This window comes from Pseudolabrys sp. Root1462, from assembly GCF_001426945.1.
Taxonomy (GTDB): Bacteria; Pseudomonadota; Alphaproteobacteria; order Rhizobiales; family Xanthobacteraceae; genus Pseudolabrys.
In genome coordinates, this window is sequence record NZ_LMFS01000001.1 from 3,403,643 (window position 1) to 3,416,005 (window position 12,363).

Genomic DNA, 12,363 nt, shown 5'->3' on the forward strand with positions numbered 1-12,363 from the left:
CGACCGGCCTGTCGACCGGATCGCATGTGCACTACGAAATCCGCGTCAACGGCCGCTTCGTCGATCCAATGCGCATCAAACTGCCGCGCGGCCGCGAACTCGGCGGCCCGATGATGGCAAGCTTCGAGCAGGAGCGCGATCGCATCGACGGTATCATGGCGCGTAAGCCTTCGCGCGTCGCCTCGAGCGCGAAGTAAGCCGATCACGCAGAGCGCAATCGACGAATCGCGTCGTTCATGCTTTGTACAAGTAATGAACATCGCGACTCCGATCGCCGCCGCGCAGACCGACTATCTCGGTCAACTCAATCCCGAGCAGCGCCGCGCGGTTGAGCACGGCGGTGCCGATCTCGCCGACGCCCCGCCGCTGCTGATCATTGCCGGCGCTGGTTCCGGCAAGACCAATACGCTAGCGCACCGTGTCGCCCACCTGATCGTCAGCGGCGCCGACCCGCGGCGCATCCTGCTGCTGACCTTTTCGCGTCGCGCTGCCGCCGAGATGCAGCGCCGCGTCGAGCGCATCACCGCACGCGTCATGGGCTCGCAAGGCGGCACTATGGCCGGTGCGATGTCATGGTCAGGAACCTTCCACGCCGTCGGTGCGCGGCTGCTGCGTAACCACGCGCACGACATTGGCCTCGATCCGGCGTTCACCATCCACGATCGCGAGGACTCCGCCGATCTGATGAACCTGGTCCGGCACGAGCTCGGTTTCTCGAAGACGCAGAAACGTTTCCCGATGAAGGGAACCTGTCTGTCGATCTATTCGCGCGCCGTGAACGCCACTGCGCCGCTCGACGAGACACTCGGGCAGTTCTTCCCCTGGTGCGCCGAATGGGAAGGCCAACTGCGGACGCTGTTCGCCGGCTATGTCGAGGCCAAGCAGAAGCAGAACGTGCTCGATTACGACGATCTGTTGCTCTATTGGGCTCAGATCATGAGTGAAGGCGCGCTCGCCGCCGAGATCGCCTCGCGTTTCGATCATGTCATGGTCGACGAATATCAGGACACCAACCGGCTGCAGGCCTCCATCCTGCTCGGCCTCAAGCCGAACGGCCGCGGGCTTACAGTGGTCGGCGATGATGCGCAGTCGATTTATTCGTTCCGCGCCGCGACAGTGCGGAATATCCTGGATTTTCCGGGCCATTTCTCGCCGCGTGCCGAGGTGGTGACGCTGGAGCGCAATTATCGTTCGACGCAGGCGATCCTCGCCGCCGCCAACGCCGTCATCGAATTGGCGAGCGAACGCTTTACGAAGAATTTGTGGTCCGATCGTCCTTCCGCCGACAAACCGGCGGTCGTCAATGTCGCCGACGACGTCGCACAGGCGAGCTACGTGGTCGACCGCATCCTGAACAATCGCGAGGCCGGCATCTCGCTCAAATCACAAGCCGTACTGTTCCGTACATCGAGCCACAGCGCCGGGCTGGAAGTCGAGCTGACGCGGCGCAACATTCCGTTCGTCAAGTTCGGCGGTCTCAAGTTTCTCGAAGCCTCGCACATCAAGGACGTCCTGGCGGTGCTGCGCTTCGTGCAAAATCCGCGCGACCGCGTCGCCGGTTTCCGCGTCGCGCAGCTTCTGCCCGGCATTGGCCCCGGCACCGCCGGCAAGTTGCTCGACCGTATGGCCGCGAGCGGCGATCCGATGCGCGCGCTGTCCGAGTTTAAGCCCCCAGCGGCGGCGAGCGAATGCTGGCAGGAATTCGACGACACGCTCGGCTTCTTGGCGCGCAACGCTGTCGGCTGGCCCGACGACATCGACTCGGTCGTGCGCTGGTATGCGCCGCACATGGAGCGCATTCACGAAGACGCTCCGGCGCGCGCCGCCGACCTGCAACAGCTGGCGCAAATCGCCGCGACTTATCCGAGCCGCGAGCGCTTCCTCACCGAGCTGACACTCGATCCGCCCGACGCGACCAGCGATCAATCCGGCCCGCCGTTCCTGGATGAGGACTATCTGATCCTGTCGACGATCCACTCCGCCAAGGGCCAAGAGTGGAATTCGGTGTATCTGCTCAACACCGTAGATGGCTGCCTGCCCTCGGACCTGTCGACCGGCTCGACGCCGGAAATCGAAGAGGAACGACGGCTGCTTTACGTGGCGATGACGCGCGCCCGCGATCAACTGCATCTGATGGTACCGCAACGCTTCTTCACGCACGGTCAGCATTCAAGCGGCGACCGCCACGTCTACGCACAGCGCACGCGCTTCATCCCGAATGCGATGCTGAAGCATTTCGACAAGCGCTCATGGCCGACGCCGGGCACGGCAAAGCCTCCGGGCGCGCAGAAGCAACGTGCCCCGATCGACATCGGGGCCCGGATGCGGGGCATGTGGAAGTGATCCTCTGTTATTCCGGACGCGGCCGTTAACGCCGCGAGCCCGGAATGCATATTCAGGTTCAGAGGTTATGGGTTCCGGGTTCGCCGCCAGAAGCAGCGCCCCGGAACGACAGTAATTATGCGGCCTGCGCCAGCTTGCCGTTGAAAGCGAGCCCCTGCGGGCCCGCCGAAACATTGACTGTCTCGCCGTCCTTCACCGTGCCTGACAGGATCATCTCCGCAAGCGGATCCTGCACCGACTTCTGGATCACGCGCTTGAGCGGACGCGCGCCATAGGCCGGATCCCAGCCCTTATCGGCCAGCCACTCGCGGGCCGACGGCTCGAGCTTGATGACGATCTTCCGTTCGTCCAGCAACTTCTGCAGCCGCTTCATCTGGATGTCGACGATCGACGTCATCTCGGACTTCTGCAGACGATGGAACAGGATGATCTCGTCGACGCGGTTCAGGAATTCCGGACGGAACGCCGACCGCACAACGCCCATCACCTGATCGCGCACGGCGTCGGTGTCCTGACCTTCCGGCTGGTTCACCAGATAATCGGCACCCAGGTTCGACGTCATGATGATCAGCGTGTTACGGAAATCGACGGTGTGGCCCTGGCCGTCGGTCAGGCGGCCGTCGTCGAGCACCTGCAACAGGACGTTGAACACGTCCGGATGCGCCTTCTCGATCTCGTCGAACAACACGACCTGATAAGGGCGGCGACGGACCGCTTCGGTGAGCGCACCGCCCTCCTCATAGCCGACATAGCCCGGAGGCGCACCGATGAGGCGGGCAACCGAGTGCTTCTCCATGTACTCCGACATGTCGATACGCTGCAGCGCCGTCTCGTCGTCGAACAGATATTCGGCGAGCGCCTTGGTGAGCTCGGTCTTGCCGACGCCGGTCGGCCCCAGGAACATGAACGAACCGATCGGCCGATGCGGATCCTGCAGGCCGGCGCGAGCACGGCGCACGGCGGTCGAGACGGCTTTCACCGCTTCGGCCTGGCCGATGACACGCTTGCCAATCTCCTGCTCCATGCGCAGGAGTTTGTCCTTCTCGCCCTCGAGCATCTTGTCGACCGGCACGCCGGTCCAGCGCGACACCACGCCGGCGACATGATCGGCGGTCACGGTCTCCTCGACCATGGCACCCTTGTCCTCGCCGCGGGCCTCGACCTCTTTTAGCTTCTTCTCAAGCTCGGGAATGCGGCCATAGGCCAACTCGCCCGCCTTCTGATACTCGCCCTTGCGCTGCGCGGTAGCGAGTTCGGTGCGCGCGTCGTCGAGCTGTTTCTTCAGCTCGGTCGCCGAGCCCAGCTTTTCCTTCTCCGACTTCCAGCGGCTGGTGAGGTCGGCCGACTGCTTCTCAAGCGAGACAAGCTCGGCTTCAAGATTCTTCAGGCGGTCCCTGGAGCCCGGATCGGTTTCCTTCTTCAGCGCTTCCTGCTCGATCTTCCGACGCACGATTTCGCGGTCGATGGTATCGAGCTCTTCCGGCTTGGAATCGACCTGCATCTTCAACCGCGCGGCGGCTTCGTCGACGAGGTCGATGGCCTTGTCGGGCAGGAAGCGATCGGTGATGTAGCGATTCGACAGGGTTGCCGCGGCGACGATCGCGCTGTCGGCGATGCGCACGCCGTGGTGCTGCTCGTATTTGTCCTTGAGGCCGCGCAGGATCGAGATGGTGTCCTCGACCGTCGGCTCGGACACGAACACGGGTTGGAAGCGCCGCGCCAGAGCGGCGTCCTTCTCGACGTGCTTCTTGTACTCGTCCAGCGTGGTGGCGCCGATGCAGTGCAGTTCACCACGCGCGAGTGCGGGCTTGAGCAGATTGGAGGCATCCATCGCGCCGTCAGACTTGCCGGCGCCGATCAGGGTGTGCATCTCATCGATGAACAGAACGATGCCGCCCTCGGCCGACGTGACTTCGTTAAGCACGGCTTTGAGGCGCTCTTCGAACTCACCGCGATATTTCGCACCGGCAATCAGGGCGCCGAGGTCGAGCGACAACAGCTTCTTGTCCTGGAGACTCTCGGGCACGTCGCCGTTGACGATGCGCTGTGCGAGGCCTTCGACGATGGCAGTCTTGCCGACGCCGGGCTCGCCGATCAGCACAGGATTGTTCTTGGTCCGGCGCGACAGCACCTGGATGGTACGGCGAATTTCTTCGTCGCGGCCGATCACCGGATCGATCTTGCCGTCGCGCGCCGCCTGAGTCAGATCGCGAGCATACTTCTTGAGGGCGTCATAGGCGTTCTCAGCCGACGCAGAATCGGCGGTGCGGCCCTTGCGCAGGGCTTCGATCGCGGCATTGAGGTTCTGCGGAGTGACACCGGCGGCTTTCAGGACCTTGCCGGCCTCGGAATCCTTTTCGATGGCAAGCGCGAGCAGCAGCCGTTCGACCGTGACAAAGCTGTCCCCCGCCTTCTCGCCGGCCTTCTCGGCTGCGTCGAAGACGCGCGCCAACGCCGGATCGAGATAGACTTGGCCGGCGCCGGCACCCGAAACCTTCGGGCGCTTGGCCAGAGCAGCCTCGGTCTGTTGCAGCGCCTGGCGTGAGTTGCCGCCGGAACGGTCGATGAGGCCCGCCGCGAGCCCCTCGGGGTCGTCGAGCAGCACTTTCAGCAGATGTTCGGGGGCGAATTGCTGGTGGCCCTCGCGCAGGGCCAAAGATTGCGCCGACTGGACGAAGCCGCGGGCGCGGTCGGTATATTTCTCGAAATTCATCGTTTTGAACTCCCTTCGGCCCTTACGAGGCACCGGTCGAATTCAGGCCCCTTGGAGGCAGCCTGTTGCTCCTTATGTGGGAACCACTTTGCCGGTTGGAAGGGCCGGCCGGCTTGATATAGGTCAGGATCAACGCCCTCTCGCCCTGCGCGGTTTCCATGACAAATCCGGCCACGATCGACGCTATCTACCGTTACCCGGTTAAGGGCCTTTCGCCGCAGAAACTGCCCAAGGTGACCCTGTCCGCCGGGCTGACCCTGCCGGCCGACCGGCTCTACGCCATCGAGAACGGCCCGACCGGATTCGACCCGGCCGCCCCGGCCTATTTCCCCAAGCAACGCTTCCTGATGCTGATGCGGAACGAGCGGCTGGCGGGGCTCAAGACCGAGTACGATGAGGTTACCCATACCCTGACCATCGGTCATGAAGGCCGCGAGGCGGTGCGCGCCGACCTGCGCACCAAGGAGGGGCGGCTGGCGGTCGAGGCCTTCTTCCGCAAATTCATGCCGGCGGAACTCAGCGGACCGCCCAAGGTGCTGTCCGGTGAATATGCCCCCGGCGCGCCGCACAGCTTCTCCGACGTGGCCAAGAAGGTGGTGTCGATCATCAACCTCGCCTCCGTCGCCGCGCTCGAAGGCGCCGTCGGCCAGCCGGTCGATCCGCTGCGCTTCCGCGCCAATCTCTATGTCCGCGGCTGGCCGGCCTGGCATGAGTTCGACCAGCTCGACCGCGAAATCCATGTCGGCGGCAAGGTCCGGCTCAAGGTGGTCAAGCGCATCGTCCGCTGCGCCGCCACCAATGTCGATCCGGTCACGGCCGCGCGCGACCTCAATATCCCGAAGACGCTGATGCAGACCTTCAATCACATGGACTGCGGCATCTATGCCGAAGTCATCGAAGGCGGCGACATCGCAGCCGGAAACACCGTCACGGCATAGGCTTATAGCGCAGGCCGTCCATCACCAGACGGAGCACCCGGCCCGAGCGCTCCTCCCACTCGCCGTCGTTCACGAAGGCCCAGGTGGACGCGCCGACCGCCAACAACACATCCTCCGAACCGACGTCACTGCGAATGGCGCCGCTCTTGGCCGCCGCATCGAGCAGGAGCGTCACTGCCCCCGTCAAACGGTCGCGCGAATAGGCCGAGGTGTCCGCTCCCGCTTCGAAGATCGAGCGCATGGCCTCCTTGAGCCCGCGCTTGGCGGCGATAAGCGCCGTGTAGCGCGTCAGCCATTCCTCCAGCGCCTGGTCCGCCGGCATTTTGTCCAGCAGCGCCGGCGCGGCGTCGGCCAGCCGCTCGACCTCGTGCCGGTAAAGTGCCTCGACCAGAGCCTCGCGCGTCGGGAAGTGCCGGTAGAGCGTGCCGATGCCGACGCCAGCCTGCTCCGCCACGGCTGACAGCGTCACCTCCTTCTTGGAAGACGTGAACATCTTCAATGCGGTCGCCAGCAGACGCTCGCGGTTTCGCTGGGCGTCGGCGCGGGCTGCGCGCGATTTGACGGATTTGGACAAGCTGACCTCTTGCAAAACGGAGGGGCCTCCGTATATGGCATTCAGAAGCGGAGGCCCCTCCACTTCGCTTATATATCGTTGCGAAGGACAAAATCCATGCCCGGCTCCATGACAAAGACATTCGGCGCTCAATCGACCACCGACGAAGTGCTCGAGGGTATCGACCTCTCCGGCAAGCGCATCCTGGTGACCGGCGTCTCGGCCGGCCTTGGCGTCGAGACGGCGCGCGTGCTCGCCGCCCATGGCGCGCAGGTGGTGGGCGCGGCCCGCAATTTCGACAAAGCGCGGGCGGCAACCGAGATCGTCCGCACGCAAGCCGCCAACGGCGGCAGCCTCGAACTGGTCGAACTCGACCTGGCGTCGCTCAAAAGCGTGCGCGCCTGTGCCGACGCGCTCGTCTCCGCCGGCAAGCCCTTCGATATCGTCATCGCCAATGCCGGCGTGATGGCCACGCCCAAGGGACAAACCGACGACGGCTTCGAGACCCAGTTCGGCACCAACCATCTGGGCCACTTCGTGCTGGTCAACCGCATCGCCAGGCTGATGAAGCCGGGCTCGCGCCTCGTCGTTCTGTCGTCGGCGGGACACCGCTATGCCGACGTCGATCTCGACGATCCGAATTTCGAACGCACGCCTTACGGCGAAATCGTCGCCTATGGCCGCTCCAAGACCGCCAACGTGCTGTTCGCGGTCGAGTTCGATCGGCGGCACAAAGCGGATGGTATTCGCGCAACCGCCGTGCATCCGGGCGGCATCCAGACCGAGCTTGGCCGGTATATGACGCCCGCGGTAACCCAGTCGCTGATCGACGCCGTCAACGCCAACAGGCCGGCCGGCGCAGCGGCCTACGCCTACAAGACCGTTGCTCAAGGCGCCGCGACCACGGTGTGGGCGGGCTGCGTCGCACCGGCTGAACTTGTCGGAGGACGTTATTGCGAAGACTCCCACGTGGCCGAGCCGGTCCCGGACTCGGACCAGCGCAGCGGCGGGATCCGCAGCTATGCCCTCGATCCGGAGCGCGCCAAGGCGCTTTGGGCCAAGAGCGAGGAGATGGTGGGCGAGCGTTTCGTCAGCGCGAAACGGTAATCGCGCCGTTCGACGCCACGCGGCCCGGCGCGCGCTGCTCGACGCGCAGTTCGCGCTGCGGCGCCGGCGCGAGCTGCGGCTGCACCACCGGCATCCGCGAGACCTTCGGCGCCGCCGCCTGCGCCTGTGCCGCAGGCCCCGGTACGCGTTCCTTCAAGCCAAGGAATTCAGCGAGCGCAGGGTCGAGCGGCAAATCGCGACGCGCTGTCGATGGCGGCACCGGGCGCGGCTCGGGGCCCGTGCCGCGCGGTCGGCCCTTGGCGTTGTATTCGGACTCGATCACCGCGAGCAGTTCGCCGATCGGCGAATCCAGCTCCTGATTATGACCGCGTTGCGGCGTATTGCGCTCGGCCACCTGCGTGGTGGCGCGGCGATCTGTCGGCATCACATAAGCGATGACGCGGGAGCGCGGATAGATCGCCTCGCCGACCTTGCGGCCGTGATTGCCGGAAATAATGATCGGATTGCCGTTCGCATCGATGCCGGAGACGACGCCCACATGGCCGCCGTTCTTGCCGCGCGTAAGCACGGCAATGGCGCCGACGCGCGGCTCGCTGACGCGGCGGCCGTATTGCGCGAAAGAGCGCGCCGCATCGGAATTGGTGCCGGCATAGCCGGCCTTGGCCAGAACCATGTTCATGAAAGTCGCGCACCACAGCCGGGAGCGATCGGTCGGGTTGGTGCCCATGTATTTGCGGGCCTCGCGCACCAAGGTCGGCCAGCCCATGGTCGGCGCCTTCGGTGGCGCCGCGAGCGCGGTGCTGCGCAGGCGTTCCGCGTTGTTGTGTCGCTGCGCACGATGAGCGAGCGCCTTGTTTTTTATTGGCGTCGCGGCGGCCGCTTTCGGCTTCGGCGCCGGCAGCGGTTGACTGAGTGCCGGCTCACAGAACGCCAGAAACGCGGCGCCGCCGAGGGCGATCATCGTCCGCATGGTACGCATGGACATTCCCCGATTTCCCAAATGTTCTTGCGCACGGCGCAATGCGCCGGCGACCACTGGAGATAGCACGGAGAATTTTCGGCAAATGATCCGATTGAATTAACGGTGAAGTGGTTTACGCGGACCGCATTTAACCATCGGCGCTAACCACGCTCGTTGTTTATTCCGTCTCAGAGCTCCTGGGCGAGCCCAATGAGCAGCCCTTCCGGGCCACGGATGTAGCAGAGCCGGTAGGCGTCCCCGTACTGGACAACCTCGCCCACGAGCTGCGCGCCGCGCTTGCGGAGCCTGTCCAGCGTGTCATCGACGTCGTCAACGGCAAACATAACGCGGAGGTAGCCGAGAGCGTTGACCGGCGCGTTGCGATGATCCGCGGCGACGGCCGGCCTGATGAAGCGGGAGAGTTCGAGCCGGCTGTTGCCGTCCGGCGTGCGCATCATGGCGATTTCGACATGCTGGTCGCCCAGCCCCGTGACGCGCCCGGCCCATTCGCCTTCGATCCTGGCCCGCCCCTCGAGTTCGAGGCCGAGTTCGCCGAAGAAATCGATCGCCGCGCCGAGGTCTTCCACGACGATGCCGACATTATCCATGCGCTTGAGCGCCATGCTTCCAACTCCAATGGTGTCGGTCAAACCTAAGACGCGCCGCCGGGCCCCACAACGGCCGCCCTTTCCCGCGACAACCGCCCCGGAACCCACCCTCCGCGCCGATTGGGATCATCTTCTCAATCCCCTACCCGACGTTTTCTTTGCCTTCACCGCCGGTCTTTCCTATCAATGGCCACCATGACGACGCCGCCCAAAGCTCCCGACCTCACCGAACTCCGCAAGGACATCGATCGGATCGATGAGTCCGTGCACAAGCTCCTGATGGAGCGCGGCGACATCATCGACCGGCTGATCGAGGTCAAGAAGAGCCAGGAAACCGGCTCGGCGTTCCGGCCGATGCGCGAGGCGCAGATGATGCGCCGCCTGGTCGAGCGCCACAAAGGCATCCTGCCGCTCGACACCGTCGAGAGCATCTGGCGCGTCATCATCGCCACCTTCACCTATGTGCAGCAGCCGTTCTCGGCGCATGCCGACTTCTCGGCCGGCGACGCCCAGATGCGCGATTCCGCGCGCTTCCATTTCGGCTTCACCGTGCCACTGGTCCCGCATATGGGCGCCGCCGGCGTGGTCGCCGCGGTGTCGGAATCCAAGGGCGATCTCGGCCTCGTGCCGGTCATCTCCTCGGTCAGCGCCGGGGCCTGGTGGAACGCGCTCGAATTCGACGCCGCGCCGAAGATCATCGCCCGCCTGCCCTTCGTCGAGCGCCACGACCACCCGGCCGCCCTGCCGGTCTTCGTCATCTCGCGGGTGGCGGACGACGCCCGCGCCACCGAGGTCGAGGTGTGGAGCGTCCGCGTCTCCGGCTGGAGCGCCAAGGCGGCCCAGACGCTGACGACCTTGGCCGAGTTTCTGGCGGTGCCGGACCGCGCCTTCGACGGCGCCGCGCTGCTGGTCACGCTGCCGCATGGCCAGAACATCCACGATATCGCACAGGCGCTGGGCAAAGCCGGCGCCACGGTCCGTTCGATGGCTCTCGTCGGCAGCCACGCAACCCGCTATACGGTTGCCGCCGACAAGGCCTGAGCCGAACCCGGCCCCGGTCCCTCGGCTCCTACTCCAGCAATGGCTTGAACATGACTGCCACCAAGTCCCCTTTGCGTCCCGTCCCGCGGCCCGGCGTGCTCGACATCGCCCCGTACGTCCCCGGCAAGAGCAGCGCCCCGGGCGTCGCCAAGGTCTACAAGCTGTCGTCGAACGAGAGCCCGCTCGGGCCCTCGCCGAAGGCGGTCGCGGCCTATCATGATGTCGCGGCGCGGCTCGAGGATTATCCGGACGGCTCAGTCGCCGAGTTGCGCAACGCCATCGGCCGCGTCTTCGGTCTCGACCCGGCGCGCATCGTCTGCGGCGCGGGCTCCGACGATCTGCTCAACATGCTGGCGCAGGCCTACCTCACCGACGGCGACGAGGTGCTGTATTCGCAATACGGCTTCCTCATGTACCCGATCTATTCGCTGAGCCGCGGTGCCAAGCCGATCGCCGTGCCGGAGAAGAACTACACCGCCGACATCGACGCCATCATCGCCGCGGTGACGCCGAAGACGCGCATCGTCTTCATCGCCAATCCGAACAACCCGACCGGCACCTATGTGCCGTTCGACGAGATTAAGCGGCTGCACAAGGCGCTGCCGCCGAACGTCATTCTCGTGCTCGACGCGGCCTATGCCGAATACGTCCAGCGCAACGATTACGAGGCCGGCATCGAGCTGGTCGCGACGTCTGAGAACGTCGTGATGTGCCGCACCTTCTCCAAGATCCACGGCCTCGCCGCGGTGCGCCTCGGCTGGCTCTACGGACCGGAGAACATCGTCGACGTGCTCAACCGCGTGCGCAGTCCGTTCAACGTCAACTCGGCCGCGATCAAGGCCGGTGTCGCCGCCATCGAGGACGCCGCGCACCTCGAGAGGTCGGTTGCACACAACAACGAATGGCTCGGCTGGGTCAGCGAGGAAATCATCGAACTGGGCCTCAAGGTGACGCCGAGTGTCGGCAACTTCGTGCTGATCCACTTCCCCGAGACCAAGGGCAAGACTGCGGCCGACGCCGACGCGTTTCTGACCCAGCGCGGCCTGATCCTGCGCCGGGTCGCGGGTTATGGCCTGCCGAACTGCCTGCGCATGACCGTCGGCACAGAGGAAGCCAATCGACTCGTCGTCGCCGCCCTCAAGGAGTTCATGGGGCAAGCGGCGTGACCAAACCGGCGCCTCTCTACAACCGCCTCGCTCTCATTGGCGTCGGACTTATCGGCTCGTCGATCGCACGTGCCGCCCGCGCGCAGGGTGCCGTCGGTTCGATCGTCGCCACCGCGCGTTCGGAAGCAACGCGCCGCCGCGTCGCCGAACTCGGCATCGCCGATCAGGTGGTCGAAACCAATGAAGCCGCGGTCGAAGGCGCCGATCTTGTCATCGTCTGCATTCCCGTCGGCGCCTGCGGCGCTGTCGCGAAGGACATCGCGCCGCATCTGATGGCGGGCGCCACCGTATCCGACGTCGGCTCGGTCAAGGGCTCGATCGTGCGCGACATGGGCCCGCACATTCCCAAGGGCGTGCATTTCGTGCCCGCGCATCCGGTCGCCGGCACCGAATATTCCGGGCCGGACGCCGGCTTTGCCGAACTGTTCGTCAATCGCTGGTGCATCCTGACGCCACCACCGGGCCAGGATCAGGCCGCGGTCGACAAGCTTGCGGCGTTCTGGAAGCTGTTGGGGGCCAATGTCGAGACGATGGCGCCGGATCACCACGACCTGGTGCTCGCGGTCACGAGCCACTTGCCGCATCTCATCGCCTATACGATCGTCGGCACCGCCGACGAACTGGAAACGGTGACGCGCTCGGAAGTGCTGAAATTCTCGGCCGGCGGCTTTCGCGACTTCACGCGCATCGCCGCGTCCGATCCGACGATGTGGCGCGACATCTTCGTCACCAACAAGGACGCCGTGCTGGAGATGCTCGGCCGCTTCAACGAAGACATCTCGATGCTCACCAAGGCGATCCGCAACGGCGACGGCCAGACCTTGTTCGATCACTTCACGCGCACGCGCGCCATCCGCAAGGGCATCGTGCAGATCGGCCAGGATTCCGCCGTTCCCGACTTCGGCCGCACCCATGCGGGGCTGCCGCACGAGCCGCTGCCCAAACCCTACGCGCCTGACGAAAGCTGATCGG

General features: G+C 65.1%; 10 protein-coding genes and 1 pseudogene (1 of these 11 running past the window's edge). 7 read left to right on the forward strand and 4 right to left on the reverse strand.

The genetic code is table 11. The features are described from left to right. Both ASD45_RS16430 and ASD45_RS16435 read left to right on the forward strand, forming a co-directional pair. Window positions 1-197, forward strand: partial view of a M23 family metallopeptidase gene (locus ASD45_RS16430; protein WP_056912462.1) — the final stretch only. It extends 1,786 nt beyond the left edge of the window; the window shows 197 of its 1,983 coding nt (coding positions 1,787-1,983); the start codon falls outside the window, past its left edge; the stop codon is at window positions 195-197. A gap of 55 nt (window positions 198-252) precedes the next feature. Beyond that, window positions 253-2,343 carry an ATP-dependent helicase gene (locus ASD45_RS16435; protein ID WP_056912463.1) on the forward strand — a complete coding sequence of 697 codons (2,091 nt, stop codon included), beginning with the start codon at window positions 253-255 and terminating at the stop codon, window positions 2,341-2,343. A 115-nt stretch (window positions 2,344-2,458) separates the two neighbouring features. On the opposite strand, the gene clpB is transcribed toward ASD45_RS16435, so the two are convergent. Then, window positions 2,459-5,056 carry an ATP-dependent chaperone ClpB gene (clpB, locus tag ASD45_RS16440; RefSeq protein ID WP_056912464.1) on the reverse strand — a complete coding sequence of 866 codons (2,598 nt, stop codon included), beginning with the start codon at window positions 5,054-5,056 and terminating at the stop codon, window positions 2,459-2,461. Window positions 5,057-5,214: 158 nt separating this feature from the next. Here clpB and ASD45_RS16445 point away from each other — a divergent pair, with 158 nt between their 5' ends. Beyond that, window positions 5,215-5,994: an MOSC domain-containing protein gene (locus tag ASD45_RS16445; protein WP_056912465.1), complete on the forward strand. Its 780-nt coding sequence runs from the start codon at window positions 5,215-5,217 to the stop codon at window positions 5,992-5,994. On the opposite strand, the gene ASD45_RS16450 is transcribed toward ASD45_RS16445, so the two are convergent. Next, complete coding sequence (locus ASD45_RS16450; RefSeq protein WP_056912833.1) at window positions 5,984-6,568, reverse strand: TetR/AcrR family transcriptional regulator; 585 nt, start codon at window positions 6,566-6,568, stop codon at window positions 5,984-5,986. The two genes, ASD45_RS16445 and ASD45_RS16450, sit on opposite strands and share 11 nt — an antisense overlap. A 108-nt stretch (window positions 6,569-6,676) precedes the next feature. Between ASD45_RS16450 and ASD45_RS16455 the strand changes: the two genes are divergently transcribed. After that, window positions 6,677-7,654 (forward strand): SDR family NAD(P)-dependent oxidoreductase, encoded by a 978-nt coding sequence (locus ASD45_RS16455; protein WP_056912466.1) that lies wholly within the window; start codon window positions 6,677-6,679, stop codon window positions 7,652-7,654. Between the two features lie 379 nt (window positions 7,655-8,033). On the opposite strand, the pseudogene ASD45_RS24225 reads toward ASD45_RS16455, so the two are convergent. Next, window positions 8,034-8,366: pseudogene (locus tag ASD45_RS24225) on the reverse strand (TIGR02594 family protein); the annotation flags it as partial. A 398-nt stretch (window positions 8,367-8,764) separates the two neighbouring features. After that, the gene (locus ASD45_RS16465; RefSeq protein ID WP_056912467.1) at window positions 8,765-9,199 is read right to left on the reverse strand and encodes a VOC family protein; all 435 of its coding nucleotides are present in this window, start codon (window positions 9,197-9,199) and stop codon (window positions 8,765-8,767) included. Between the two features lie 180 nt (window positions 9,200-9,379). On the opposite strand from ASD45_RS16465, the gene ASD45_RS16470 reads away from it, so the two are divergent. Genes ASD45_RS16470 through ASD45_RS16480 form a run of 3 tightly spaced genes read left to right on the forward strand, consistent with a single transcriptional unit; the run spans window position 9,380 to window position 12,359 of the window. After that, complete coding sequence (locus ASD45_RS16470) at window positions 9,380-10,225, forward strand: chorismate mutase (protein ID WP_056912834.1); 846 nt, start codon at window positions 9,380-9,382, stop codon at window positions 10,223-10,225. Window positions 10,226-10,275: 50 nt separating this feature from the next. Then, on the forward strand, window positions 10,276-11,391 hold the full coding sequence (hisC, locus tag ASD45_RS23600) for a histidinol-phosphate transaminase (RefSeq protein WP_056912835.1): 1,116 nt from the start codon (window positions 10,276-10,278) through the stop codon (window positions 11,389-11,391). Then, complete coding sequence (locus tag ASD45_RS16480; RefSeq protein ID WP_056912468.1) at window positions 11,388-12,359, forward strand: prephenate/arogenate dehydrogenase family protein; 972 nt, start codon at window positions 11,388-11,390, stop codon at window positions 12,357-12,359. Before hisC ends, ASD45_RS16480 begins: the two co-directional genes overlap by 4 nt. Window positions 12,360-12,363 lie beyond the last annotated feature (4 nt).